Genomic DNA, 24,886 nt, shown 5'->3' on the forward strand with positions numbered 1-24,886 from the left:
GAAGCCGGCCAGACGATACCAGCGGCGAGCTTCGTCGATATCCTTCTCGACGCCCCGCCCCTCCTCATACATCATGGCTAGGGTTGTCTGTGAGCCAGCGAGTCCCTGGTCCGCCGCCTTCTTGAACCAGGCGACCGCCTTGGCCGGGTCCTTATCCACGCATTCGCCTTCCATGTACATGAATCCAAGGCCGTGTTGAGCGACACCCAGTCCCGCCTCCGCGGCCGCGCGCATGTACTTAAACGCCTGTAACGGGTTCTCGACCATGCCGAGTCCGTTTTGAGCCATGATCGCGATGCGGTACTGCGCTTCAGGATCGCCCGCCTCTGCGAGCGGGCCGAGCAGGCCAACGGCGCGCGAAAACTGCTTGGATTCGAACGCGGCGATGCCGCTGCTGAGGTCCATATCTTGGTTGCTGAATTGTTCGGACATTGACTGCCTCGTCGTTCTCGGTTGGAAAGGATGAGCGATCGCGTCTAGCCGCCGCTGAGTGGTAGCGCAACGCGTGCTTGCCATTGTTGGAGCAGGCGCCCGCTCGCCGCGCCAAGGGCAACGCGCTTAGCGAGCGTCAGCGATGAGTCCGGGGCTGTGCTGCCTGGCGCGAGCAAGCGGGTTGCAGCGCCCGCTTCAGTCGCGATCAGGCGACCGGCGGCATGGTCCCAAAGCCCTTGACCGCCATGGAGATAGAGCTGAAAGCGCCCGGCGCCAAGCCAGCACCACTCAAGCGCCACGGCCCCCAGATTGCGCTGTGAGCGAAAGGAGTCCGCGCCAAATAGGCCGGCGACCCGGTCCTTTGGTAGACGCTTGAAGTCGATCACTGCTATGCAGTCGCTGAGTTGTGGACCGGGACTGTAGGGTCCAATCGGGGCACCATTCATGGTGGCGCCCCGGCCGCGCTTGGCGCCGAAACACTCGTCGCGGACCGGGTCCAGGACCAGGCCGAGCTCGACTTGACCGCCTCGCAGCAGGGCGAGTGAGATGCAGAATCCAGGGAAGCCACAGGCAAAGTTGCTGGTGCCATCGATTGGGTCCAGGCACCAGAGTGCAGCCTCTTGGTCTGTCAGTAGGCGCTGTTGCTCGGTCGCGGACATCTCCTCGCCAAGCAGTGGGATGTCTGGCCACTGTGCGCTGAGCGTTGTCACCAACTGCTGCTGAACCGCGAGGTCGGCTTCAGTGACTAAACTGCCATCCGCCTTCTCGCGCGCCGACCTCTCGCGCGCCGGTTGTTGGCCGAAGCGCGGCATGAGCTGATCGCGCGCAACCTGCCTAAGGAGCAGGCTCAGGGTGTCGAGATCGGGTTGGTCGGAGACGGCCATAATGATAGGAAGCGCTAATGCGATGGCTGGTTTCGATGTCGTCGCCGGAGTCAGATGAACGCTATTCGACACAAATCAAACGGGCCAGAGTCAGACAGCGCATGCGTGAGCGCAGTGACGGCGACTGGGATGCCCTCCCGGCAGCGTCTGTCCGGGCGTCTCTTAGCGTCTGTGATGGCCTTGGCGCTGGTCATGCTGCTGATGCCGGCGACACTCGATTCAACGCGGGGGATTGGGGCTCAGGATGGGGCTGGGAGCGAAGCCTCCGCCCGCGCGCAAGCGGGCAAGGCTGACCAAGATACAGCCGCTGCACTGGAGCAGGCCGCCTTGGAAGCGACCCGCGTGCAGCGGGAATTGCTCGCCCGGCTCGATACGGTCGATGCGGACGAGGTGCTCGATTTCCTTCAGCGCTATCAGGGTAGCGTCGTCGCCGAGCCTGTGCGCGATCAATGGCTGCGCCGGCTGGTGCGGGAGCAGCGCTGGGCGGATTATCTCCAGGCTCACGTCGATAACGGGTCGCGCGAGCGCGATTGCTGGTATCGGCGCGCACTGCTCGGCACCGATCAAGCGGCAGCGGCGTTCTCCGGTCTATCAGGGATCTATCTGACCGGGGGCTCATTGCCTTCTGACTGCGATCCTCTGTTTGCCGTTTGGGCCCAAACGGGAGGTCTCAGAAGCGCTCGGGTTTGGGAGCGGATCGGGCTCGCTTTGGAGGCTGACAATCCAGGCGTGGCCGCCTTCCAGGCTCGCTACTTGCCGGCTGAGCATGAGCCTTGGCTCGAGCTGATGCTAGCGGTGCATCAGCGACCAGCACGCTTGCTAGAGGAGCCGATCACTGCAGAGCGGGTGCCGGATAGGGCGGTCCGGCAACGGATCCTGATCTATGGTCTCGAGCGGCTGGCGGCTCAGCGGCCACGGCAAGCCGAGCAGTTATGGGCCTCGATTGCGGCCGCTGAGCGCCTGCCAGCGTCACTCGCCGAGCGCGCCGACATCGCGGTTGGCAAGGCGCTGGCGGGTGCTGGTGATCGGCGCGGTCTCGACTACCTGGCACGGCTTCAGCCGGGTACCGATAACCAGGATCTGCAGCACGAGCGTTTGCGCATTGCGCTGAGGCTCCGCGCTTGGCAGCAGCTCGCCGACTGGTCGGAAGGGCTGGTAGCCGAGGCCGATGAGCTCGCCAAATGGCGTTACTGGCGCGGCAAGGCGCTGATGCGGGTGGCATCTGGCGCTGCAGATCGCGCAGCTGCCGCACATGCCTTTGCCGCGGCTGCCGAGGAGCGCACGCTCTGGGGCTTTGCTGCAGCCGAGCTGATCGGGCGTGCGCCGGCGCTTGGGCATCGTCCGGTCGATGTCGACCAAGCCATGCTGGATCGTCTCATGTATTCGGAGCTCTTACAGCGTTTCAAGGAGATGGATCGGCTCGGTCGCGTGAGCGAGCTGCGGCGCGACTGGCACGCGCTCGTGCGCCTTCTACCGCGGGAGCAACAGTTGGCTCTGGCTGCCGCGGCCGCCGAGCTGGGGTTGACCAATCAATCGATCCTAGCCCTCTCCCGGGCGGCCTACTGGGACGATCTCGAGCTGCGCTTTCCACTGGCTTACGCCGACTTGGTCGCTGCAGCTGCTGCCGAGCAGGGGCTGCCACCAGACTGGGTCTATGCGGTGATTCGCCAAGAGAGCGCCTTCGATCCCGACATTGCCTCCCATGCTGGTGCCATTGGGCTGATGCAGCTGATGCCGCCGACCGCACGCGAGGTTGCGCGCAAGGTTGGCTACGCCGAGCCTGAGCGACTGAACTTGACCGATCCGGCGCCCAATGTCGCACTGGGTACGGCCTATCTTGCCGAGATGCAGCAGCGCTTCGATGGTCATCCACTGCTTGCGAGTGCGGCATACAACGCGGGACCGACAGCGGTGACGCGTTGGCTGCCTGATGGGTCGATGCCCGGTGATCTCTGGCTCACCGAGATCCCCTATGCCGAGACGCGACAGTACGTGCGGCGGGTGCTCACCTACCGTGTTTTCTATCGTGATCGACTTGGGCTGCCACCATTACGAGTCGGCGCCATGCTGCGCCGCGTTCACTGATCGAGGCTGATCTGGGTAGATAATCTGGGTCCGTGCTTAGGGCAGCTGGAATGCGCAGCTGATCTGGGGTCGATGCTCAGCGCACACTGTTCTGTTAGCTGTCTCTGTTATGCTGCGCGACTGTTCCTGTCCGTTGTCATCGCGGCGTTGAGCCCTTCGTCTGACTCATCATGCGTTTTCCCGTTCGAATTGCCCTTGCGCTTAGCCTTGCCGCAATGTCCCCCGTCAATGCGGCGGGTAGTGATGCAGCCGAGCTGATGGCCAAGGCGATGGCCCGGATGATGGACGCGATGGGACTCTTTGATGATGATTCCGGGGCCAAGATGCCGACGATACCTCCAATGATGCCGGGGATGGGGAGCTTTGGTTACGGCCAGATGCCCTGGAGTCAAATGCCATGGGGCCAGATGCCCGACTATACCGGCTTTACCGATCCCATCACTGCCTTTGGCATGCAGGGTATGGCCGATCAGTGGGCCAGCAGCATGGGCTGGCCCTGGAGCAGCGGCGGCAGCGGCCTCGATGGTATCTGGGAGGGACGTGATGGTGGACTAATGATCATCCGTGCCCATCGCTTTCGGCTGCAGGGCGCTCAGGGCGGGCATATCGAGGGTCTATTCCAGCGTCGTGGCGATCGCATCGCCTTCTATGAGCCCGGCAGCGAGAGCGTTCGCGCCTATGAGATGGCCGAGTATCAGGGGCGGCTCGTGCTGCGTGATGCGGCTGGCAGCACCTACCTCTATCGTCGGCTCTGGCTCGACGAGCCCGCCTATGCAGTCCCCTTTGGGATGGGCGTTTCTTCTGACCGAGGCGATACGGGTCAGCCGTGAAACAGGCTGCTGCCGACCGCCAGCAGCAAGAGTCCAAAGATGCGCTTTAGGGCAACGGTAGGGAGCCGATGGGCGAGGCGAGCGCCCAGGTTTGCGAGCGGCATGCTGGTTGCGACAATCGCCACGACCGCCGGCCAGTAAACAAAGCCGAGGCTCTGGGGCAACAGGCCAGGGCGCTCCCAGCCGGCGACGATGAAGCCCAGGCTTCCGGCAGCCGCGATCGGCACGCCACAAGCGCTCGCCGTGCCCACAGCAGATCGCAGGGCTATCCCATGGCGGGTAAGGAAGGGCACCACCAAGACGCCGCCGCCGATACCAAGCACTGCGGACAGGATGCCGAAGCCGACACCAGCCCCGAGCAGGCGCTGTCGCGGTGGAAACGGCTTCGATGCCGTCGGTTGAAGGCGCAGCAGCATGCGTAAGCCGGTGTAGAGCAAGAACACTGCGAACAGGCGCTGCAGCCAGATCGGCGCGATTGCACCCCCGGCCAGTGCCCCAACGCCCGCGCCAAGAAGCAGGGCGGGCCCGACTACGCGAAAGACCGTCCAGTCGAGCGCGCCGCGACGATCGTGCGCGTACGCCGAGACCGAGCCGGTCGCCACGATCGTCGCCAATGAGGTGGCCACAGCCTGATGGGGTGCCCAGAGGCTATCGAGATGCAGGTAGCCGAAGATCCCGATCAGCGCCGGCACGATGACAGCGCCGCCACCGATCCCGAGCAGACCGGCGAGCAGGCCGGCGAGCGCACCGGTCGCAAGAAAGGCAGCGAGGGCGAGTGGTTCCACGATGGCTAAGGTCGATTCTGAGCGTTGATCGGGCATAATACGCGCCCAGATCGCCCGCTGTTTCCCAGCATGGCCCCAACCGCGCCAATTCGCATCGGCGCGAGTTTCAAGGAGTCCGATGAGAACCAAGACAATTTGTATCCTCGGTGGCGCCGGCTTCGTTGGTCAGCATCTGGTTCGACGCCTTGGTCAGGCCGGCTGGCATTGCCTGGTGCCAACTCGCCGACCACATCGACACCGTGACCTGAAACTGATCCCGCATCTCAGCCTGATCCCCGTCGATCGCCTTGATCAGGCCAGCTTGGGCGAGGTACTCGCGGGCTGTGATGCGGTGGTGAACCTGGTCGGCATTCTCAACGAGGACGGTCGCTCGACCTTCGAGCGCGTCCATGTCGAGCTGGTCCGTGATCTGACGACTGCAGCGCAAGAGACCAGCGTGCCGCGGCTGATCCAGATGAGCGCGCTGAATGCGGATGCGAGCCACGGCGGTAGCGCCTATCTGCGCTCCAAGGGCGCTGGCGAAGACCTCGCCCATCAGGCCGAAGGTCTGCAGGTGACCAGCGTGCGTCCCTCGGTGATCTTTGGCCGCGGCGACGGCTTCTTCAATCGCTTTGCGTCTCTGCTTGAGATGACGCCAGGCGTCTTTCCGCTGGCCTGCCCGGACGCGCGCTTTGCGCCGGTCTGGGTCGGCGATGTCTGTGAGGCGATCGCACGCGCCCTGGATGATCCGAGCACCATCGGCCGACGCTATGACCTCTGTGGCCCGCGAGTGCTCAGTCTGCAAGAGCTGGTGGAGCAGACGGCGAGCTGGATCGGGCGCCGCTGCCTGTTGATCAGTCTCAATGATCGCGCCTCGCGCTGGCAGGCCAAGCTGTTCCAGCGACTGCCTGGGAAGCCGTTCACCATGGACAATTATCGCTCGATGCAGACGCCGAGCATCTGTGGGGACCATGATGGCCTGCTTGAGCTCGGCATTCATCCGACTGACATCGAGACCATCGTGCCGACCTATCTACGCTGAGAGGTCCCGGGCAGCTTTGATGCTGGTCGCCGGTGGATGCGCTCTTTGTCGGCTGCTAGAACCGAGGCGCCGGTTGCCGACCCTGGTCTGATGCTGAAGCCGGTCCTTCGACCAAAGCCTGGCGGTCGGCGCCTGGCGATTGGTGCCTGGTGATCAGCGTCTCGCGATCGGCGTCTGGCGATCAGAGCCTGGCGCTGAGGTCGCGGACCCCGAAGCCGCTGAGGTGCAGCGCGTCAAGTCCACGACTGAGCCCCATCACCTGAAAGCGCTCGCCCATCGCGCTTGGCAGGAGCAACTGCTTGGCGCCAGCGGTCAGCTCGAGCATGGCTGCGGGATCATCACCAGCGCTCTCGGCGATCAGCGCATCGATGCCACAGCCGATCAGAAAATTGGCCTGGGTGGTATAGCCCGCGAAGGTCAGTCCGGCTGACTGACCGGCCTTGGCCAGGGCAGTAAAATCGACGTGCGCGGTGATGTCCTGTAGGCCGATGTTGCGATAAGGGTCGCCGTGGGCGCGATGATGGCTATGGCACATCAGGGTGCCCTGATCACGCTCGTCCAGATAGAGCTCGGCACGTGGATAGCCGTAATCGATCACCAACAGCAGGCCAGCGCCAAGCATCGCACTGAGCGCCTCGATCCAGGGCGCGAGCCGAAGGTTGATCTCGGAGCGATAGCCTGGCTGGGTCGCAAGGCCATCTGCCTGCAGCGCCAGGACCGCCGCCTGCAATGCTGGCGCTGCCGATTGTGAGGGGATATCGTGGAAGCCGTCGCCATCGCTGCCGACACAGATCTCCTGCACCTGCCGCTCGCTGCCGATCTGGAAACGATGCACCGGCATCGCGTCTAGGACCTCATTGGCGATGACGACGCCGTTGATGCGCTCTGGCAGTCGCTCCAACCAGTGGCAACGCCCAACCAGCTCGGGGAGTTGCGTGGCGATGGTCTGGTATTGGCGCTGCGCGAGATCAGGGCTTGGCTCGAGGATGAGATAGCGCTCGGGAAGCGGCCCTTGGTCCGCGAGGCTGGCCAAGAGCTCGGCCGCAAGCGCGCCAGAGCCGGCGCCGAGCTCGAGCAGGTCCAAGCCTGAACGATCCGCATGCTGAGCACAGGCGTTCAAGACCTCGCGGCAGGCGGCGGCGAGGCAACGCCCGAACAGGGGCGAGATCTCTGGGGCGGTGACAAAGTCGCCTGCCGGCCCCAGTTTCGCAGCACCAGCGACGTAATAGCCGAGACCTGGCGCGTAGAGCGCAAGCTCCATAAAGCGATCAAAGGGTATCTGGCCCCCTGCGGCCTCGATCTCACGACGAATCAGTGTCTCAAGGCGTTGTTGATGTCGTTGTTGATGTTGGGCGGTAACGTCTTCGTCATCGACCATGGTCGGGTCCAATCGGTTCTGTTGGTCAGCTGGCGCTGCGACGGTCCAAGCGAGTACAGGGCCATTTGCAAGCATCTTTGCGCGCAACATCTTTGCTCGCAACAGGTCCGGATGCCTTCGAGCGAGAGCTAACAGGAGAATTCATTGACTGATCAGACAAGATCCAATTCCACCGCTGATGCCTCGGCCAGCCCGAAACAGGTTGATCAGCAGCAGCCTAGCCAGGAACAAACGAGCTTGAACCAGCCTGCGGGCCAGCTTGGTACAAGGCCGGGGTCGCTCGCGGGCAAGGTCGCGTTGGTCACCGGTGGTGCGCATCGCATCGGCGCCCGGGTTGCGCGGCAGCTGCATGCCGAAGGGGCCAATCTCGCGCTGCACTACCACTGCTCAGAGGCGGACGCCGATGCCCTCAAGCATGAGCTTGAGCATGAGCGCGAGGGCTCGGTGCAATTGATCCGGGCTGACCTTTGCGACATCGCCCGGCTCGGGGCGCTGATCGCCGAGGTCGAAGCCTACCATGGTCGCCTCGATATCTTGGTGAACAATGCATCCAGCTTCTATCCGACCCCACTTGATGAGGCGACCGAAGCGCAGTGGGAGGACCTACTCGGGTCGAATCTCAAAGCCCCGTTCTTCTTGGCGCAGGCCGCGGCGCCTTTGCTGCGCGCAAGCCGCGGCGTGGTGATCAATCTGGTCGATATCCATGCGCAGCGTCCGCTCCAGGGGCACTCGATCTATTCGATTGCCAAGGCCGGGAACGCGATGATGGTCAAGACCCTGGCGCGTGAGCTCGGCCCCGAGGTGCGGGTCAATGGCATCTCGCCCGGGGCGATCCTTTGGCCGGAGCAGGGGCTGTCAGACGCGCTCAAGGATGAGATCCTGTCGCGCACGGCGCTCGGGCGCGCGGGCTCCGCCGAGGACATCGCGCGGACGCTGCTCTTTCTGGTCCGCGACGCCGACTACATCACTGGCCAGATCATCGCCGTCGATGGTGGCCGAACCCTACAGCAGTAACGAAGGAAACCGATGACTGAAGAGAAAAAGGCCCTTTTGCATCAGGGCTCTGATCGAAGCTCGCCCTATCCAGTGAGTCGACTGGCGCCGGCGTTCCAGGCTCCAGCCCTGGCCGAAGAGATCGAGCGGGCTGAGTCCATGCTCAGCGCGCGTACCAGCGCCAAGCTGCGCGTGATCGCCGACCAGATCAAGTCCCTGCAAGCCGAAGCCCGCAAGGTCCTTGACGAGGCGCGCGACGAGCACGCACTGACCCATGCCGAGTGTGCCTTCAAGCGGCTACCGGGCAAGATCTACCATCTCTACCAGCGGCCCAACGGAAGTCGCTACTTTTCGATGCTCTCTCCTGATGACTGGCGTGGTGAGCCGCCGCACGCCTACCTGGCGAGTTACCGGCTCGAGGCCGACTATTCCTGGACGCCGCTCGAGGCCCTGGATCAGCCTGACGATACCGGGGAGCTGGTGCAGCAGTTACTCCGCATCGACGGTTTGTGATCCCACCGGATCGCACATCCTATGCCTCTGCAGGACCTCCTGGTTTGGCTTCAGGCTCGCCGGGGCCATGCCGAGGAAGGCGGAAACGAATCACCAAGCAAACGCATTTCTGCCGATCTCGCACGAGAGCGTGGAAATCCATATGCGCGCAGCCGGGGGACGGCGAGTGGTTAAGCCCTCGGGTTGGATAGGCTGATGGTCCGCGGGCGAGGCTGACACTGCCTTGATCGTGGAGAGGAAAGCCCTGCTTGCGGCTCGCTGATGGAAGCGCAACGACTCAGCTCAGTCCCATGAGGCTGAGCAGCTCTTCGCTGCTCATCACATGGCAGTAGATCATGTTGATGATCGCGAGCTCTTGCTCGTGCAGCTGCTCGGTGCCTGCGGCGCAGCAGTCCTCGACCACCACCACGCTGAAGCTCTCATCGGCGAGGCTGCGCACCGTCGATGAGACGCACTGATCGGTGTAGATGCCGGTCACGATCAGGTTGCGGATGCCCATGTTGCTGAGGAGTAGGCGGAGATTGGTGCCGGTGATCGCGCTGTCGGTGGTCTTGGTCACGACGATCTCGCCGGGTGCTGGTGCCAGCTCGGGGATGATCTGCGAGGCTTCGCTATCTTTCGGCATCAGCAGGTTGTTCCAGCCCGGCATCTTCTGGCTCAGCGAACGATCGCGCCCGTCCTCGAGCTGGCAGGCAATGCGGGCATGGATCACGTCCAGGCCATTGTCGCGAAAGCGCTGCTGCAGGGCCTGCAGCCGCGGGATGACGGTGCCGCGCATGCGCTCGTGGAAGGGTGCCCAGCGCTCGCGCTCGGCCGGGTCGTCGTGCAACACCATGCCGTAGTTCTGCACATCGATGCACAGCAGCGCGGTTTCATGCGCAATGAGCTCCGGATCGTCGGGCTCTGGGGCGCCTTGATAGTAGAACGAGCGGTGGGCGGTCTTCCAGGTCATCGGCTTTGGCTCCGGAACACGAGGTTGGCGACGAGAGTTGTCGAGCTGATCGTCCGTACTCTGCCAGATCGCCTTCGGGGCGTCACCAGCAGCTTGGCGGTGCATCCTGCGGCTGATGGCGCCTCTCTCGTTGATGACCGGTGCTGACTGATGAGCAGCGGTCGACGCGCCTCGATCTGGCCGCGCGCAACTCGATCTGTGCGTCGGCTGTTGCGCTTCTTCAATGCCTTTGCGCGCGCAATCCCTAGAATTCTCCTCAGTTATGTTACATCCCGCGTTGCGGCCTTCCGTTATGTCACAGACTGCGATCGACTCGCGTCGACTTCCCAATTTTCCGATCTCCTTCTTTGCGGTGGTGATGGGCCTCTCCGGGCTGACCATCGCCTGGGAGAAGGCGCTGCACGTGTTCTCGCTTGAGCTGCATGGGATCGGGTTCGATCCGACCCTGAGCGTCGGTCTTTGGATGGCAAGCGCGACGGGCGCCGTCTTCTCATTGCTCGCCTTGTTCTACCTCGCCAAGCTCGTGGTGTATCCAAAGGCGGTGCTCGAGGAGCTCCGGCATCCGATCAAGCTCAACTTCTTCGCGGCAATCTCGATTAGTCTTCTGCTGCTCTCGATTGCGTTCCTGCCCACTGATGAGGCCATCAGCCGGCCGCTTTGGCTGGTCGGTGCCAGCTTGCATTTACTGTTCACGCTTTATGTGGTCAGCGTCTGGATTCACCATGAGCACTTCGAGGTCCACCACATGAACCCAGCTTGGTTCATTCCAGCGGTTGGTAATGTGTTGGTGCCAGTGGCGGGCGTGCCCCTCGGGTTTGTTGATGTCTCTTGGTTCTTTTTCAGCATCGGCATGCTGTTTTGGGGCCTGTTGATGACGATCATCTTTTATCGGCTGCTGTTCCATACGCCCATTCCAGAGCGCTTCATGCCGACCCTGTTCATCTTGATTGCCCCGCCGGCGGTTGGCTTTATCGCTTACACGCGGTTGGTTGGTGAGCTCGATCCGATGGCGATGGTGCTCTACTTCAGTGCGCTGTTCCTGACCCTGCTGCTGTTTGCGCAGGCACGCTATTTCGCGCGGCTGAAGTTCTTCCTGTCTTGGTGGGCCTATACCTTTCCGCTCGCGGCAATCAGCATTGCGAGCATGCTGATGTTTGAGCAAGGGCAGAGCGATGTCTATCGTTGGATCGGCGCTGGACTGCTCTCCATTCTGACGCTGGTCGTGACCTTTTTACTGTTCAGGACGCTGTATGCCGTTATCCGTCACGGCATCTGTGTCCCCGGCCATTAACTGAAAACTTCTGGCTGATGATCCTGCCCCCTGACAGCCGCTCGCAGGTACTCGTGAGTGGTGGTTTCTAGCCAACGCTGTCGAGCCCAGATGACTCGACGACGCTGAGGCCTCGGCTGCCTATTCGTTAACCCACTGGAGACGATTGATGAAACAGATCCTGTTGCAAGAGAAGTATCCGATCTACGCGCTCGAGGTCAACAAGAATGAGACCCGGTTTACCGATGCGGAGTCGATCATCGCTTACCTGAAAGAGTGCATCAATGCGCATGAGATTGCGCGTTACATCGGTGAGTTTGATCACCTGGCGCACACGCAAGCGCTGCCAAACGGCCAGATCGCCGAAGGCATCGAGTCGGCGAAGCACATCCTGTTTTGTTTTGGCAGCAAGCTGCCTGAGCCGCATGTGATGGCCGTCCGGCCGCGCTCGATTGGCGTGGTTGATCAGGGGGATCGCTTCACGGTGACCTACCTCGAGGCGCCGATGCCACCAGCGAACGAGGCGATGGAGCGCTGGGTCAAGGCTATCATCGAGCAGCCGACCCCTGTTGCGGCCTGATTGCAGGGGTCGCCGCCCAGGGATCGCCGTCTTCCAGGGATCGCCGTCGTCCAGGGGTCGCCGGAGCCTAGCTGCAGTCCGATCGATACCCTATCGAGCATCGGCACGCGATGGAAACCCGCTTGCCTTCCCCGCGTCTAAGGCGATTGTCGGACAAGCGCGTACCGCATTGCGCAAATACCAGCTCGGCAGATGGGCGTTGACAGAAATCGCCTACGATGAGCCGTTGCGTGCGCCAGGCCGTAGCGGCTCGCCACAGCGCCGACACCGATAACGCTGCCCCTTAGCGGCCTTGTTGTGACGGATGCTCGAGAGTTGATGGTCCATGCAGCCGCAGTGATAGTCGAAATAGCGCAGCCTGCGCGCGCCGAGTCCGCTGACGTCGTAATCATGGCACCGGGTCGGCTCCGCGCCGAGCTGGTGCATGATCTGCTGCCATTCCCGACCATGGGGGCGGATATTGTGACCGTGACGATGATAGGCGAGCACGTGCGCGACCTCATGCGGCACCGTGCGTGAGAGAAAGTCCGCCCCGCCGCGTCTGAGCAGCTCCAAGTTATAGCGGATCAGGTAATGGCCGCGGGCGCGGATACGGACCTGACCAGCGGTCTTGCCGCGCAGATCAAACCGGATCTCGATGTCGGCATCTGCGATCGGGCCGAGCAGGGCAGCCGTTTGCGAGCGTGCGCGGGCCTTGAGTCTCTCAAGCTCGGTACCGGTTGGACATCGGTCCCCGCGCTTGCTCGAGGCGGCGCTTGCGTTCTGGCTTTGCGTTTCGCTCACGATCCGGTTATCATTCGTAGGCTTGAGATACAAGGGTAGAGCTGGAATCCTCCTGCTTTCTACCCCAGGCGAGATGGCCCCGGTATCGGGGTTTTTTTTCATCCGCGATCCGCTGCAGACCCAGGCGAGGCTGCTTCCGGCAGAGGCTCGCGGGGTACTGCTCCGAACAAGGGGGCCCTAAGGCCCTCTTTTTCGTTTTGCATTCTACCCGGTCTGCTCTCTGGCCAAGGCTGTTCTCGTGGCCGGTGTGTGCGATGGCTCGGGATCGGGGTGGGCACGATCATAAGCAGTGGTGCTGAGTTCTTGATGCGACGGGCGAATGACCGACTGACAACGCTGGTGGCCTCGGTCGTCGAGCCGATGGGTTACGAGGCGCTCGGTGTCGAGCATGCCTCAGCCGGGAGCGCGCAGGCGGTGCTGCGAGTCTACATCGACCACGCTGATGGCATCACCGTCGATGATTGCGAGGCAGTGAGCCGGCAGCTCAGCAGCGTCCTCGATGTCGAGGACCCGATCAGCGGGCACTACGATCTCGAGGTCTCGTCACCTGGGCTCGATCGACCACTGTTCACCGTCGAGCAGATCCTACGTCATCTTGGTAGCCGCATCCGAGTGCGGCTCGAGCAGAAGCTCGAGGGTCGCCGCAATTTCGAAGGCGAGGTGCTTGCGGTGAGTGATGACGCGCAGCTCCTTGAGCTGAGCCTCGACGAGGGTAAGGAGCAGCGCCGGGTCCAGCTGCCGGTGGAGCAGATTGAGAGCGCCCGTGTTGTGCCCGACTTTAACTTTTCACAGTCCGCTCGCTGACGAACCGGATGCCGGACGGGGCCGAGAGCGACCGACATCAGGGTAGGGACCGATGAATAAAGAGATATTGATGGTCGTCGATGCCGTCTCGAATGAGAAGGATGTCTCCAAGGGGATCATCTTCGAGGCGATCGAGGCCGCGCTCGCCTCGGCGACGCGCAAGAAACATGGTGGTGATATCGACGTGCGGGTCTCGATCGACCGCGGCACGGGCGATTACGAGACCTTCCGTCGCTGGGAGGTGGTCGAGGATCAAGACGGGCAGCCGCTCGAGGCGCCAGAGCGTCAGATCACGATCTCGGCAGCGCAGGAGCTGGACCCAACGCTCGATCTCGGTGGCTTTATCGAAGAACAGATCGAGTCGGTCTTGTTTGGCCGCATCGCCGCGCAGACCGCCAAGCAGGTCATCGTGCAGAAGGTGCGCGAGGCCGAGCGCGCAAAGATCGTCGAGCTGTTTAAGAGTCGCGAGGGCGAGCTCGTGACCGGTATCGTCAAGAAGGCCGAGCGTGGCACCATTGTCATTGATCTCGGCAACAATGCCGAAGCCTTAGTGCCGCGCGATCAGGTGATTCCGAAAGAGACCGCGCGCCCTGGGGACCGACTCCGGGGGCTGCTCTATGAGGTGGCCGCCGAGCTGAAGGGGCCGCAGCTGTTCGTCAGCCGAACCTCGCCGAAGCTGTTGATCGAGCTGTTCAAGCTCGAGGTACCGGAGGTCGGCGAAGGGACGATCGAGATCGTCGGCGCCGCCCGCGATCCGGGCACGCGCGCCAAGATTGCGGTGCGGACCAAAGACCCGCGTATTGACCCGGTTGGCGCTTGCGTTGGCATGCGCGGCTCGCGCGTGCAGGCAGTCTCCAACGAGCTGTTTGGGGAGCGCGTCGACATCATCCCCTGGGACGAGAACCCAGCGCAGTTCGTGATCAACGCGATGCTCCCCGCCGACGTCGTCTCGATCGTCATCGATGAGGACGCGCGCAGCATGGACGTGGCGGTCAAGGAAGAGAATCTCTCGCAGGCCATCGGCAAGGGGGGGCAAAACGTGCGCCTTGCCAGTCAGCTGACCGGCTGGGAGCTGAACGTCATGAGCGAGGAGGCGGCCGCGGCCAAGAGCGAAGAAGAGGGACGCCGGCTGGTCGAGCGCTTCATGTCCGATCTGCGGGTCGATGAGAACGTCGCCGCGGTGCTGGCTGAGGAAGGTTTCACGACGATTGAAGAGATTGCCTATGTGCCCGAGTCGGAGCTACTGGCAATCGCCGATTTCGACCAAGAGCTGGTCGAGCTCCTGCGGCAGCGCGCCTTGGATGCGGTGTCGAGCCAATCGGTTGCAAACGACGAAGACCCGGATGCAGTCCCGGGCGATGATCTGCTCGCCATGCCGATGATGGACGAGGCCTTGGCCTATCGGTTGGCTCGACGCGGCATCATTAGCGTGGCTGATCTAGCAGATCAGTCGGTGGACGAGCTGTTGGAGCTCGACGGCATGGACCCCGAACGCGCGGCCAGTCTCATCATGGCAGCGCGCGAGCCCATGTTCGCCAGCTCGCAGAACGACTAGTCATCGGAGGTGCGAATGAGTACTGAAGTCACGGTCAAGCAACTCGCGACGACGGTCGGGATTCCTGTGGAGCGGCTGATCGCTCAGCTCCAAGAGGCTGGCATCTCGGCCCAGGCCGAGGATGCGACCATCACGGAGAGTGAAAAGATCCAGCTGCTGCAGCATCTGCGGCGCAGCCACGGCAAGAAACAGGAGCCGTCTGGGGAGCCAGTCACCGAAGCGGCCGCTGAAACAACCGGCGAAGCCACCAGTGTGCGGCGACGTCCGACGACCCCCGACAATCGCGCCCAACGCCCATCGCGTCCAGCGCCGGCCCGTGGCGCGGCGCCGCCGCGCGGAGGCGCCGCCGCCCGCACTGGCAAATCGGTCAATGTCGAGGTGCGCCGTAAGCGCAGCTTCAGCAAGCGCGGTTCCGAGCCCGCTGTTCCTGCGGCGACGGTGCGCACGACGCAGCGCCCAGAGCCTGCAGCGCAGGAGACAAGGGTCAGGCGTGCCCCGATTGACGATCAGCGCCGACGCGCCGAGCTCGAGGCGCGTCGTGCGGAAGAGGACGCTCGCCGCCTTGCTGAGCAGGAAGAGCTGGAGAGTCGCCAGCGTGAAGAGGCCCGGCGAAAGGCTGAGGCCGAGGCTCGCGCGAAGGAAGAGGCAGAGGCAAAGCGACGTCGCATGGCCGAAGAACAGGCCAAGCAGGCAGAGGCGCAGCAAGAAGAGGCAGAGAAAGAGACCGCTGACAGTTATCAGCTGGCGCTGCGGGGCAAGCCGCTGCCGGATACGGGGGTCGTTGAGCCCGAAGGCGAGACCGAGCAACAGCGAGAGGATCGTCGCCGGGCCGCGAAGAAGCATGCCGAACGCTCGGAGAAGGAGCGTGTGGAGCGCGAGCGCGTCGAGAAAGAGCGCAAGGCGGCGCGCAAAGAGCCTGGGCGCTCGAAGGTGCGCGATCCGGTTGCAGCGCTTGAGGAAGAGACCTCAGACGACGCGGTGATCACTCGGCCCTCGGTCCGTCGCCGCAAGAAGCCGAGCAAGCCGCAGCTGCAGGATAAGCATGGCTTCCAGCGTCCGACCGCGCCCGTGGTTCGCGAGGTCGAGGTGCCCGAGACCATTTCGGTCGGTGAGCTGGCGTCGCGCATGTCGGTCAAGGCTGGGCAGGTCATCAAGGAGCTATTCAAGCAAGGCATGATGGTGACCATCAACCAGACGCTCGATCGCGACACCGCAATGCTGGTCGTCGAGGAGATGGGCCATAGGGCCGTCGAGGCAAAGGTCGAGGATGCCGAAGATGCGCTGATGGCGCTGCTCGAGGAAGAGGTCGGCCAGGCTGAGACGCAGCCACGCCCTCCGGTGGTCACCATCATGGGCCACGTCGACCACGGAAAGACCTCGCTGCTCGACTACATCCGTCGGGCCAAGGTTGCCGCTGGTGAGGCTGGAGGCATCACGCAGCATATCGGTGCCTATCACGTCGAGACCGACAGGGGCACGATCTCGTTCTTGGATACCCCGGGCCATGCCGCCTTCTCGGCGATGCGCGCACGCGGAGCCAAGGCCACCGATATCGTGATCCTCGTGGTGGCCGCCGACGACGGCGTCATGCCGCAGACCATCGAGGCGATTCAGCACTCGAAGGCGGCTGAGGTGCCGGTGGTGGTTGCTGTCAACAAGATGGACAAGCCCGACGCCAACCCGGACCGGGTGATGCAGGAGCTGACCCAGCATGAGCTGGTGCCGGAGGAATGGGGTGGTGACACCATGCTGGTCAAGGTCTCGGCCAAGACCGGCGATGGCATCGATGATCTACTCGATGCGGTCTTACTCCAATCCGAGGTGCTTGAGCTCAAGGCGCCAGTCGAAGGCCCTGCGCACGGGACCATTGTCGAGTCCAGTCTCGAGAAAGGTCGGGGCACGGTTGCCACGGTGCTGGTCCAGTCCGGCACCCTTCACACCGGCGACATGATCGTCAGCGGCTCCGAGTACGGTCGCGTGCGGGCGATGTTTGATGAGCTTGGACGCTCGGTGAAGACTGCTGGTCCGTCGATTCCGGTCCAGGTGCTGGGCCTCTCGGGCTCGCCCAACGCCGGTGATGACGTGATCGCCGTGACCGATGAGAAACGCGCCCGCGAGGTGGCTGAATTCCGTCGTGAGCGCGATCGGCAGACACGGATGGACGAGCAGCGCGGCGCCAATCTGGATCAGTTGTTCTCGCAGCTCAAGGAAGGCGATCTCAAGAGTGTCAACATCATCCTCAAGGCCGACGTGCAGGGCAGCGTCGAGGCCATCAAGGAGGCGCTGGTCAAGCTCAGCAACGACGAGGTCAAGGTCGCAGTGGTGGCTGCCGGTGTCGGCGGCATCACCGAGTCCGACGCCAACCTGGCGGTGACCTCGCGCGCCATCATGCTCGGCTTCAATGTCCGTGCCGACGCCGCGGCGCGCCGAGTGATCGAGGAGCAAGGGCTGGATCTGCGCTACTACTCAGTGATCTACGAGTTGATCGATGACGTCAAGAAGGCGATCTCCGGTCTGCTGAGCCCGATTGTGACCGAGGAGATCATCGGTCTGGCCCAGGTCCGCGACGTGTTCCGCTCGTCGAAGTTCGGTGCCATTGCCGGCTGTATGGTCGTCGAGGGCGTGATTCGTCGCAACAGCCCGATCCGCGTCCTGCGCGACAACGTTGTGATCTACGAAGGCGCGCTCGAGTCCTTGCGTCGTTTCAAGGATGACGTCAGCGAGGTCAAGAACGGCACCGAGTGCGGTATCGGCGTCAAGAACTACAACGACGTGCAGCCGGGTGATCAGATCGAGGTCTTCGAGCGCACGGAGCGGGCACGCGAGCTATGAGGAGACTGGCTCCATGAGCCGTGCACCCCAGCGCGGTTTTGACAGGGGCGAGCGCATCGGTGCCGCCCTGCTGCGCGAGCTCACCCAGCTCCTGAGGCGCGCGAAGGACCCGCGCCTCGGCGAGATCACCTTGCATGAGGTGCGCGTCAGTCGCGACCTCGCGCATGCGAAGGTCTATTTTACCTGCTTCCCGGCCGACGAGGGTGCCGAAGAGCAGCAACGACTCTTGAATGGCAGCCTGGCTGGCTTCTTGCGCCATGAGCTGTCGCGCAACGCGCGCTTGCGCTCGGTGCCGCAGTTGCACTTCGTTCACGATGAGTCGGTTATTCGCGGCGAGCGTCTGTCTGCACTGATCGATGCGGCCGTTGGGCTGGGCGACAAGCAGGCGGAGCAGCCCGATTCTCAGATCAACGCCGACGATGATCAGTGCGCGGGTGGGGCGCCAAATGCCTCCGACACTGGACGCTGAGCCAGCCTCTTACTTGGAACATCATGGGTAGACGACGCAGACGGGGCCGCGAGGTCAACGGCATCCTATTATTGGATAAGCCTTCGGGTATCTCATCCAACCATGCCTTGCAGCGCGTCAAGCGCCTGTACGACGCACAAAAGGCCGGGCATACCGGCAGCCTAGACCCGCTCGCCACCGGGCTGCTGCCCCTCTGTCTGGGCTACACCACCAAATTCTCGGCCTTCTTGCTCGATGCCGATAAGCGTTATCGGGTTCGGGTGCGTCTCGGTGAGACCACCGAGACCGCTGACGCCGAGGGTGAGGTGATTGCTACCGCACCGGTAGAGGGCATCACCGAGGCTCGGGTGCTCGAGGTCCTGACCGAGTTCGTTGGCGAGATCGAGCAGCTGCCGCCCATGTACTCGGCCCTCAAGCATGAAGGTCAGCGCCTCTATAAGCTTGCACGGGAGGGCAAGGAGGTTGAGCGTACACCGCGTAAGATCAGCATCTATCAGCTCGACCTACTGGAAATGGCCTTGCCGGATATCGAGCTGGACGTCCACTGTACCAAGGGCACCTATGTGCGCACCCTGGCCGAGGATATTGGCAAGCGCTTGGGCTGCGGCGGCCATGTATCGGCGCTGCGGCGCACCGGCGTGGGCCCGTACGTTGAGGGTGAGATCGATTTCGTCACCCTCGCCGCGCTCGAGGCCCAGGCCGAGGAGCAAGGCGCCGAGTCGTTGGATGCGCATCTGTTGCCGCTGGAGTCGACGCTTGGACATTGCCCCGCAGTGCGTCTGTCTGCCAACAGTGGCTTTTATCTGAGTCAGGGACAGCCGGTGCTCGTGCCCCAGGCACCAACGGAGGGCCTGGTGCGGCTCTATGACGTCAGCGATCGGTTTCTTGGCGTCGGTGAGATCCTGGACGACGGTCGGGTGCAGCCGAAACGTCTGGTCTGACAGCTCGCCGCGATCGCCGATAAGCACAGCAGCCAGTGCTGTCCTTGCTGTGGCCCGAGCTCGAGCCGGAGCCCGAGCTCAGGCTAGAGCCTGAGTTGGAGCCCGAGCCGGAGTCTAAACCTGATCTGAGCCAGGCCACTCGAGTGCATTGGTTTCAAACTGATGACTGAGCCCGTAGAATCGCGCTCGATATCGCTTTAACGCCTTGTCCCTGAGGTCATTGTTGGGGATCAAGGCGACCTTGACCGGCGCCGAGCTCGGCGTCGCCATCCTATAGGAGACTCGCAATGACGATGACCGCAGAAGAGAAACGCCAGATCGTCGAGGAGCACGGTCGCGGCACCAACGATACGGGCTCACCGGAGGTCCAGGTCGCATTGCTGACCGCCCGCATCAAGCAACTGACCGGGCACTTCACTGAGCACAAGCACGACCATCATTCGCGCCGTGGCCTGGTGCGCATGGTCAACTCGCGCCGCAAGCTGCTTGACTACCTCAAGCGCAAGGACTTGGATCGTTACCGGGCCCTGATTCAGACGCTTGGCCTGCGCCGATAGCGCGTCTGGACCACCGAGGGTGGCGTCGGCTTGCGCACAGCTGCGCCCGCGTCACCTCATTCCCATGCTCGTTGCGGGCCAGCGGCCGAGGCCGTCAGCGTTCGCACCCTGATCCCCGTTTGGGGACCACCCAGAGGACCGTCCTAGTGACCCCAATCCGCAAGACTTTCCAATACGGCGATCAGACGGTAACGCTTGAGACTGGTGAGATCGCGCGCCAGGCCGACGGTGCGGTGCTGGTCAATGTCGATGACACCGTCGTGCTCGTCACCGTTGTGGTCGACAAGCGAGCGACGGAGATGAAGGATTTCCTGCCGCTGACCATCGACTATCAAGAGAAGACCTACGCCGCCGGCCGCATCCCCGGCGGCTTTTTTCGTCGCGAGGGCCGCCCAAGCGAGTCCGAGATCCTGACCTCGCGCCTGATCGACCGCCCGGTCCGCCCGTTGTTCGCGAAGGGCTTTGGTCGCGAGGTGCAGGTGATCGCGACGGTCAAATCCCTGAACCCGGCCGTCAATCCGGAGGTGCCGGCGATGATTGGCGCCTCAGCGGCGCTCTCGGTCGCCGGCCTACCGTTCAATGGCCCGATCGGCGCGGCTCGCGTCGGCTACAAGAATGGCGAGTACATCCTGAATCCAGCCGTGATCGGCCTGACCCCTGACAGTGATCTGGACCTGATCGTCGCCGGTACCGAGGGTGCTGTCCTGATGGTGGAGTCCGAGGCACGCGGCCTCTCCGAGGATGTGATGCTCGGGGCGGTGCTGTTCGGTCATGAGCAGATGCAGGTCGTGATTCAGGCTATCAAGGAGCTCGCCGCCGAGGTCAACAAGGCGCCGATCGAATGGGAGCCGGTGCAGGCCGACCCAGAGCTCAAGGCCGCTGTGGCCGAGGCTTGCGCCGATCAGCTCGGCGAGGCCTATCGCATCAAGGACAAGATGGAGCGTCAGGCAGCGCTGACCGAGATCCGCAAAGCGGTCTTCGATCAGCTGGCCGGCGAGGACTCCCCCTGGCCTCAGTCGCTCGTCTATGGCGCCGTGGAGAAGCTCGAGAAGGAGATCGTCCGCAGCCGAATCCTTGGCGGCGAGCCGCGTATCGATGGTCGAGATACCATCACTGTGCGACCGATCAGTATCCGCACCGGCGTGCTGCCGCGCACCCATGGCTCGGCGCTGTTCACACGCGGCGAGACCCAGGCGATGGTGATCACCACGCTCGGCACCGAGCGTGACTCGCAGATCATCGATGCGCTGGAGGGAGAGCGTCGCGAGCCCTTCATGCTGCACTACAACTTCCCGCCCTTCTGCGTCGGCGAGCTCGGTCGGGTCGGTAGCCCGAAGCGGCGCGAGATCGGCCACGGTCGCCTGGCCAAGCGCGGGGTGCTGGCGTCAATGCCGAGCCTAACCGAGTTCCCCTACTCGATCCGGGTCGTCTCCGAGATCACCGAGTCCAATGGCTCCAGCTCGATGGCTAGCGTCTGTGGCACCAGCCTGTCGCTGATGGATGCTGGCGTGCCGATCAAGGCACCGGTTGCTGGTGTGGCCATGGGGCTGATCAAGGAGGGCGATCAGTTCGCGGTGCTGACCGACATCATGGGCGACGAGGACCACCTCGGCGACATGGACTTCAAGGTTGCCGGGCCGGCCGAGGGCATCAATGCCCTGCAGATGGATATCAAGATCGATGGCATCACCCGCGAGATCATGGAGCAAGCGCTGGCGCAGGCGAAGGACGGGCGGCTGCATATCCTCGGTGAGATGAACAAGGTCATCGACACCCATCGTGCCGAGATGTCCGAGCATGCTCCGCGCATCATCGAGTTCAAGATCCATCCCGAGAAGATTCGTGATGTCATCGGCAAGGGTGGGGCGACCATCCGAGCGCTCACCGAAGAGACCGGCGCCACCATCGATATCAACGATGATGGTCTGGTGAAGATCTTCTCGGTGCAGAAGAGCGCCGGTGAGGAGGCGAAGAAGCGTATCCGCCTTATCACGGCCGATGTCGAGGTCGGCAAGGTCTATGAGGGCAAGGTCGCGCGGCTGATGGACTTTGGTGCCTTCGTCACCATCCTGCCGGGTCGCGATGGTCTGGTGCACATCAGCCAGATCAGCGATGAGCGCGTCGAGCGCGTCAGCGACAAGCTCAGCGAGGGCGATGTGGTTCGCGTGAAGGTGCTTGAGGTCGACAAGCAAGGCCGAATCCGACTCAGCATGAAGGCGGTGGCCGAAGGCGAGGGTCCGGATGCCTGAGGTCTGATCGCCTGCTAACCTAGCGCGCTAGCCCGGCTTCCTTTCGGAGCTGGGCTAGCAGCGTGTATTGCTGAGACTCGGTTGCTAGAGACGCTGATCGCGCAGTCGATTGTCCGCTGTCGAGATCGAGTCGTTTGGGCGGGGCTGATTCAGCTGAGGCCTGCGGCGAGTTGAACGAGTTGGGCTGGGCTCGACTGGCCGTGAGGCGGCCCTTAGTCCTCGTCCTCGCAAGACAAGTCGAAGGCAATCATCCCTTCCTCGAGGTGATCAGACACCATCGGGTGGGCCAATACATAGGCCGCTGCTCGAATGCTGAAGTCGCCGAGTGCATCGTCAACGGCTTGCTCCCATTCCTCAACGCTGTAATCCCCGCGGCCCACCCACATCAACGCAACAAGCTCGGAGCGCTGACGCTCCGACATCTCGGTCACGATATTGCTGAACTCGGCGACATTGTAGTCATCGCTGTGGTCGGCGAGGATCTGCAGCGCCCAATCGTCGCTTGGGCTCGACGGAACCTCCGGAAAGACGACCGATTCTTTGGCTTGGAACTCCCGTGCCAGATCGATCAATGAGCATAATGTGTCCAGCGGGATGTGCAGCCGCACCTTTGACTCCTCGGCCCCGTGCTTCGGGGACTGTCTTTATCATCGTGACTCCAGTTTACTACGCCCTATTTCGCCGCTTGCCTGACGCGGAACAAGCAGGTGCGTGATGAAGCGGTAGCCAGATCAGCTGCATGCTCGGCTCCGCTACCGCGCAAGCCCTGATCTCCTAAACGGCGTTGTGGGGATGATACAGAGGTCGGCTCGCAGTCCATGACCCGCCCTCGTCGCGCTCCTCCGGATTGGGTTTCGGCTGTGAATCCGCATGTCTCGGTGCACCAACCCAAACTGTTAAGCTCGTTGAGCCTAAACTGATGAAAGCCCCTTTGATCACTCTGGCGATCGTTCTGACCCTGCCTGGAGGTGTTGTAGCGGACGAGATGTCGCCTGACGGCCGGCCTCACTTCTCGGGCAAGGAGGCCGATTCTGTCGAGGAAGCCTTTCACCACTTTGAGGAGGGCAATGAAAGGCTCTCGAAATATCTGGAAGGCGATACCATTGAAGCTGCCGACCTCGCCCACATCCACGAGCTGACGTATACGCTCGAGAATGCCCTCGGTAAGATGCAGGCTGCACTCAGCAGCTTGGCAGTCACCTTGGAAGAGGTGCATCTTGCCTCCGAGAAGGGTGACCAAGAGACGGTGCTCAAGTCTGGACGTGAGTATCTATGGATGGCCGATCGATTCGACGATTAGCCGGCCCATCGTCGCATTCCACCGCATGGCCGTCGCGATCCGAGTGTGCTCAACATTGCTGGTCGAGGATGATCGCGCGCTCGGCAGCGGTCTGCGGTCCGACCTGGTGGCCAACGGCTATGCGGTGGATTGGGCGCTTGATGGTATCGACGTTGCCTTTCTCGGCAGTGACCAGCCCTACGATGCTATCGTCCTGGACCCGGGCCTGCCGAAGAAGCCAGGGCTCGAGGTGCTGCGTGACTGGCGGGCCAATGGGCTGCATACCCAGTGCTCGTGCTCACCGCCCGTGATGCCTGGCACGAGCGGGTTGATGGACTCAAGGCCGGCGCTGATGACTACCTTGGCAAGCCGTTCCATGTGCAGGAGCTGACGCACTCAGCGCTCGGTTTTGAGATGACAACGCGACCGTCTCAGCGCGTCGGATTGCGAGTGAGCCTCTTGCTCCATGCCTCGTTTGCGGCCTCGCATCCGATGCCGGAGGATCAATGAGCCAGTCAATGTCGCGCACATGACGCAGTGATGGTGAGTCGCGCTCTTAGCCATCTCAGTCGGCATCATTCCTCGCGACTGGCAGCCACCGCGGATTGGATCTGAGCGGTCAGCCCCCTGTCGAGGCGTAATGCCTGAGCAAGACTATCGAGATAGATGCGCTCCGGCGGTGACGGCGGATCGACCATCAACAGAGAGGCGGTATAAACCTCAGCGGCATGCTCGGGTGAATCGACAGCGGCGGCAAGGCCTTGGATGTCGAGCGGAGCGCCGTATTCCTCAAACAGGAAGGCCTTGTCCTCGGCCGGGAGGTCGAGCTCGTTGATCCGGTTGAGGATGGTCTGACTCTCCTGCACGTCGATCTGCCCATCGGCCTTGGCCGCGGCGATCATCGCCCGGGCGAGCAACAGGCTCAGCGTCTCGGTCTGCGCTTGGTCATCGGGCGCTGGCAGAAAGGCGCTCCCCGATGGTGGCGGCTCAACAGGCTGCGGTGGTGCCGGTGGTGGATTCCCTGCCGTGGCAGGCTGGCCCTGCTGATGGGCCTGCCAGGCCTTGTATGCGAGGCCACCCACTAGGGCTGCGCCGCCCAGCTTTACAGCCGAGCCGGCCAGCTTCTTGCCCTTCTTACCGCTCAGCAGATTGCCGAGGGCGCCTCCGGCCAGTCCGCCGGCAAAGCCACCGGCGGCACCACTGCCGGCCAGTTCATCGAGGATTCGTTTTGCATCGAACATCGGCAACTCTCTCTCTATGGTAAGCCAGTGAGCAAGGCGCTCACGGGTGTTCGGTTCGATCATCGGCGGTGCTGGCCTTTGGGCTTGGCTCTCTAGCAGTCAACCCGCGGGATCGCCTTATGGCCGTTCTGTGCGCCGGCTAAGAGCATCTACCCAAGCGCTGCTGTGATGCACGCAGGCGATTGACAGCAATCGCCGAAGGTTTGCGCGGCTCTAGCACGTAAGACGGCATCGTATCAGGTGCCGAAGAGCCGCTAGTGGCTCCGCTCGTTACCCCTTCACGCACACAACCTGCTTGAGGGTATGCACCACCTCGACGAGATCGGTTTGATTAGCCATCACTGCGTCGATGTCCTTATAAGCGCCCGGGATCTCATCGAGCACGCCCTTATCCTTGCGGCAACGGTGTCCGGCTCCACATCACAGGTAGGCCATCAATAATGGCCGCAGCTG

At 62.8% G+C, this 24,886-nt stretch carries 24 protein-coding genes and 1 pseudogene; 16 read left to right on the forward strand and 9 right to left on the reverse strand.

Going from position 1 to position 24,886, the window contains the following annotated elements; genetic code table 11:
• Together ACY693_RS01555 and ACY693_RS01560 are read right to left on the reverse strand one after the other, a co-directional pair.
• Nucleotides 1-432: tetratricopeptide repeat protein (locus ACY693_RS01555; protein ID WP_462320071.1), on the reverse strand; the 432-nt coding region annotated here is incomplete at its 3' end.
• Between the two features lie 44 nt (nt 433-476).
• The gene (locus ACY693_RS01560) at nt 477-1,316 is read right to left on the reverse strand and encodes an inositol monophosphatase family protein (protein WP_462320072.1); all 840 of its coding nucleotides are present in this window, start codon (nt 1,314-1,316) and stop codon (nt 477-479) included.
• A 105-nt stretch (nt 1,317-1,421) separates the two neighbouring features.
• Between ACY693_RS01560 and ACY693_RS01565 the strand changes: the two genes are divergently transcribed.
• Together ACY693_RS01565 and ACY693_RS01570 are read left to right on the forward strand one after the other, a co-directional pair.
• Nucleotides 1,422-3,401 carry a lytic transglycosylase domain-containing protein gene (locus ACY693_RS01565; protein WP_462320073.1) on the forward strand — a complete coding sequence of 660 codons (1,980 nt, stop codon included), beginning with the start codon at nt 1,422-1,424 and terminating at the stop codon, nt 3,399-3,401.
• Nucleotides 3,402-3,616: 215 nt separating this feature from the next.
• On the forward strand, nt 3,617-4,231 hold the full coding sequence (locus ACY693_RS01570; RefSeq protein ID WP_462320074.1) for a hypothetical protein: 615 nt from the start codon (nt 3,617-3,619) through the stop codon (nt 4,229-4,231).
• Here ACY693_RS01570 and ACY693_RS01575 read toward each other — a convergent pair.
• Nucleotides 4,222-5,052: a sulfite exporter TauE/SafE family protein gene (locus ACY693_RS01575; RefSeq protein WP_462320075.1), complete on the reverse strand. Its 831-nt coding sequence runs from the start codon at nt 5,050-5,052 to the stop codon at nt 4,222-4,224. The genes ACY693_RS01570 and ACY693_RS01575 overlap by 10 nt on opposite strands.
• 82 nt (nt 5,053-5,134) lie before the next feature.
• On the opposite strand from ACY693_RS01575, the gene ACY693_RS01580 reads away from it, so the two are divergent.
• On the forward strand, nt 5,135-6,037 hold the full coding sequence (locus tag ACY693_RS01580) for a complex I NDUFA9 subunit family protein (protein WP_462320076.1): 903 nt from the start codon (nt 5,135-5,137) through the stop codon (nt 6,035-6,037).
• 181 nt (nt 6,038-6,218) lie between these two features.
• Here ACY693_RS01580 and ACY693_RS01585 read toward each other — a convergent pair whose 3' ends face one another.
• Complete coding sequence (locus ACY693_RS01585) at nt 6,219-7,427, reverse strand: class I SAM-dependent methyltransferase (protein ID WP_462320077.1); 1,209 nt, start codon at nt 7,425-7,427, stop codon at nt 6,219-6,221.
• A gap of 225 nt (nt 7,428-7,652) precedes the next feature.
• On the opposite strand from ACY693_RS01585, the gene ACY693_RS01590 reads away from it, so the two are divergent.
• Both ACY693_RS01590 and ACY693_RS01595 read left to right on the forward strand, forming a co-directional pair.
• A complete protein-coding gene (locus ACY693_RS01590; protein ID WP_462320078.1) occupies nt 7,653-8,429 on the forward strand; it encodes a pteridine reductase in 777 nt (258 codons plus the stop codon).
• A 12-nt stretch (nt 8,430-8,441) separates the two neighbouring features.
• Nucleotides 8,442-8,921: a DUF2452 domain-containing protein gene (locus ACY693_RS01595; protein WP_462320079.1), complete on the forward strand. Its 480-nt coding sequence runs from the start codon at nt 8,442-8,444 to the stop codon at nt 8,919-8,921.
• A gap of 277 nt (nt 8,922-9,198) precedes the next feature.
• Here ACY693_RS01595 and ACY693_RS01600 read toward each other — a convergent pair whose 3' ends face one another.
• Complete coding sequence (locus ACY693_RS01600) at nt 9,199-9,873, reverse strand: cysteine hydrolase family protein (RefSeq protein WP_462320080.1); 675 nt, start codon at nt 9,871-9,873, stop codon at nt 9,199-9,201.
• Nucleotides 9,874-10,165: 292 nt separating this feature from the next.
• Here ACY693_RS01600 and ACY693_RS01605 point away from each other — a divergent pair, with 292 nt between their 5' ends.
• Both ACY693_RS01605 and ACY693_RS01610 read left to right on the forward strand, forming a co-directional pair.
• Complete coding sequence (locus ACY693_RS01605; protein ID WP_462320081.1) at nt 10,166-11,164, forward strand: SLAC1 anion channel family protein; 999 nt, start codon at nt 10,166-10,168, stop codon at nt 11,162-11,164.
• Nucleotides 11,165-11,312: 148 nt separating this feature from the next.
• Nucleotides 11,313-11,723 carry a DUF6858 family protein gene (locus ACY693_RS01610; RefSeq protein ID WP_462320082.1) on the forward strand — a complete coding sequence of 137 codons (411 nt, stop codon included), beginning with the start codon at nt 11,313-11,315 and terminating at the stop codon, nt 11,721-11,723.
• Nucleotides 11,724-11,936: 213 nt separating this feature from the next.
• On the opposite strand, the gene ACY693_RS01615 is transcribed toward ACY693_RS01610, so the two are convergent.
• Nucleotides 11,937-12,506, reverse strand: a complete 570-nt coding sequence (locus ACY693_RS01615; protein ID WP_462320083.1) for a SprT family zinc-dependent metalloprotease — start codon at nt 12,504-12,506, stop codon at nt 11,937-11,939.
• A 306-nt stretch (nt 12,507-12,812) separates the two neighbouring features.
• Between ACY693_RS01615 and rimP the strand changes: the two genes are divergently transcribed.
• From rimP to pnp, 7 genes are all read left to right on the forward strand, one after another.
• Nucleotides 12,813-13,310 carry a ribosome maturation factor RimP gene (gene rimP / locus ACY693_RS01620; RefSeq protein ID WP_462320084.1) on the forward strand — a complete coding sequence of 166 codons (498 nt, stop codon included), beginning with the start codon at nt 12,813-12,815 and terminating at the stop codon, nt 13,308-13,310.
• Nucleotides 13,311-13,362: 52 nt separating this feature from the next.
• A complete protein-coding gene (nusA, locus tag ACY693_RS01625) occupies nt 13,363-14,865 on the forward strand; it encodes a transcription termination factor NusA (RefSeq protein WP_462320085.1) in 1,503 nt (500 codons plus the stop codon).
• 15 nt (nt 14,866-14,880) lie between these two features.
• On the forward strand, nt 14,881-17,697 hold the full coding sequence (gene infB / locus ACY693_RS01630; RefSeq protein WP_462320086.1) for a translation initiation factor IF-2: 2,817 nt from the start codon (nt 14,881-14,883) through the stop codon (nt 17,695-17,697).
• Nucleotides 17,698-17,710: 13 nt separating this feature from the next.
• Nucleotides 17,711-18,166 carry a 30S ribosome-binding factor RbfA gene (gene rbfA / locus ACY693_RS01635; protein WP_462320087.1) on the forward strand — a complete coding sequence of 152 codons (456 nt, stop codon included), beginning with the start codon at nt 17,711-17,713 and terminating at the stop codon, nt 18,164-18,166.
• Nucleotides 18,167-18,189: 23 nt separating this feature from the next.
• Entirely contained in the window at nt 18,190-19,107 is a 918-nt protein-coding gene (gene truB / locus ACY693_RS01640) for a tRNA pseudouridine(55) synthase TruB (protein ID WP_462320088.1), read from the forward strand.
• A gap of 287 nt (nt 19,108-19,394) precedes the next feature.
• A complete protein-coding gene (gene rpsO, locus ACY693_RS01645; protein ID WP_462320089.1) occupies nt 19,395-19,664 on the forward strand; it encodes a 30S ribosomal protein S15 in 270 nt (89 codons plus the stop codon).
• Between the two features lie 146 nt (nt 19,665-19,810).
• Nucleotides 19,811-21,913 (forward strand): polyribonucleotide nucleotidyltransferase, encoded by a 2,103-nt coding sequence (gene pnp / locus ACY693_RS01650; RefSeq protein ID WP_462320090.1) that lies wholly within the window; start codon nt 19,811-19,813, stop codon nt 21,911-21,913.
• 212 nt (nt 21,914-22,125) lie between these two features.
• Here pnp and ACY693_RS01655 read toward each other — a convergent pair whose 3' ends face one another.
• A complete protein-coding gene (locus tag ACY693_RS01655) occupies nt 22,126-22,521 on the reverse strand; it encodes a DUF3775 domain-containing protein (protein WP_462320091.1) in 396 nt (131 codons plus the stop codon).
• 311 nt (nt 22,522-22,832) lie between these two features.
• On the opposite strand from ACY693_RS01655, the gene ACY693_RS01660 reads away from it, so the two are divergent.
• Together ACY693_RS01660 and ACY693_RS01665 are read left to right on the forward strand one after the other, a co-directional pair.
• A complete protein-coding gene (locus tag ACY693_RS01660; protein ID WP_462320092.1) occupies nt 22,833-23,213 on the forward strand; it encodes a DUF6746 family protein in 381 nt (126 codons plus the stop codon).
• 25 nt (nt 23,214-23,238) lie between these two features.
• A complete protein-coding gene (locus tag ACY693_RS01665) occupies nt 23,239-23,583 on the forward strand; it encodes a response regulator (protein ID WP_462320093.1) in 345 nt (114 codons plus the stop codon).
• Nucleotides 23,584-23,767: 184 nt separating this feature from the next.
• On the opposite strand, the gene ACY693_RS01670 is transcribed toward ACY693_RS01665, so the two are convergent.
• On the reverse strand, nt 23,768-24,433 hold the full coding sequence (locus tag ACY693_RS01670) for a tellurite resistance TerB family protein (protein WP_462320094.1): 666 nt from the start codon (nt 24,431-24,433) through the stop codon (nt 23,768-23,770).
• Between the two features lie 270 nt (nt 24,434-24,703).
• A pseudogene (locus ACY693_RS01675) lies at nt 24,704-24,835 on the reverse strand (RtcB family protein); the annotation flags it as partial.
• Between the last annotated feature and the right edge of the window lie 51 nt (nt 24,836-24,886).

The organism is Halochromatium sp., from assembly GCF_054919635.1.

What these genes read in the sequence shown, in the direction of transcription:
- ACY693_RS01560 (WP_462320072.1), bottom strand. Translation starts at nt 1,316, where the DNA reads ATGGCCGTCTCCGACCAACCCGATCTCGACACCCTGAGCCTGCTCCTT.
- ACY693_RS01570 (WP_462320074.1), top strand. Translation starts at nt 3,617, where the DNA reads ATGTCCCCCGTCAATGCGGCGGGTAGTGATGCAGCCGAGCTGATGGCC.
- ACY693_RS01575 (WP_462320075.1), bottom strand. Translation starts at nt 5,052, where the DNA reads ATGCCCGATCAACGCTCAGAATCGACCTTAGCCATCGTGGAACCACTC.
- ACY693_RS01580 (WP_462320076.1), top strand. Translation starts at nt 5,135, where the DNA reads ATGAGAACCAAGACAATTTGTATCCTCGGTGGCGCCGGCTTCGTTGGT.
- ACY693_RS01595 (WP_462320079.1), top strand. Translation starts at nt 8,442, where the DNA reads ATGACTGAAGAGAAAAAGGCCCTTTTGCATCAGGGCTCTGATCGAAGC.
- ACY693_RS01600 (WP_462320080.1), bottom strand. Translation starts at nt 9,873, where the DNA reads ATGACCTGGAAGACCGCCCACCGCTCGTTCTACTATCAAGGCGCCCCA.
- ACY693_RS01605 (WP_462320081.1), top strand. Translation starts at nt 10,166, where the DNA reads ATGTCACAGACTGCGATCGACTCGCGTCGACTTCCCAATTTTCCGATC.
- ACY693_RS01610 (WP_462320082.1), top strand. Translation starts at nt 11,313, where the DNA reads ATGAAACAGATCCTGTTGCAAGAGAAGTATCCGATCTACGCGCTCGAG.
- rimP (WP_462320084.1), top strand. Translation starts at nt 12,813, where the DNA reads ATGCGACGGGCGAATGACCGACTGACAACGCTGGTGGCCTCGGTCGTC.
- nusA (WP_462320085.1), top strand. Translation starts at nt 13,363, where the DNA reads ATGAATAAAGAGATATTGATGGTCGTCGATGCCGTCTCGAATGAGAAG.
- infB (WP_462320086.1), top strand. Translation starts at nt 14,881, where the DNA reads ATGAGTACTGAAGTCACGGTCAAGCAACTCGCGACGACGGTCGGGATT.
- rbfA (WP_462320087.1), top strand. Translation starts at nt 17,711, where the DNA reads ATGAGCCGTGCACCCCAGCGCGGTTTTGACAGGGGCGAGCGCATCGGT.
- truB (WP_462320088.1), top strand. Translation starts at nt 18,190, where the DNA reads ATGGGTAGACGACGCAGACGGGGCCGCGAGGTCAACGGCATCCTATTA.
- rpsO (WP_462320089.1), top strand. Translation starts at nt 19,395, where the DNA reads ATGACGATGACCGCAGAAGAGAAACGCCAGATCGTCGAGGAGCACGGT.
- ACY693_RS01660 (WP_462320092.1), top strand. Translation starts at nt 22,833, where the DNA reads ATGAAAGCCCCTTTGATCACTCTGGCGATCGTTCTGACCCTGCCTGGA.
- ACY693_RS01665 (WP_462320093.1), top strand. Translation starts at nt 23,239, where the DNA reads ATGGCCGTCGCGATCCGAGTGTGCTCAACATTGCTGGTCGAGGATGAT.
- ACY693_RS01670 (WP_462320094.1), bottom strand. Translation starts at nt 24,433, where the DNA reads ATGTTCGATGCAAAACGAATCCTCGATGAACTGGCCGGCAGTGGTGCC.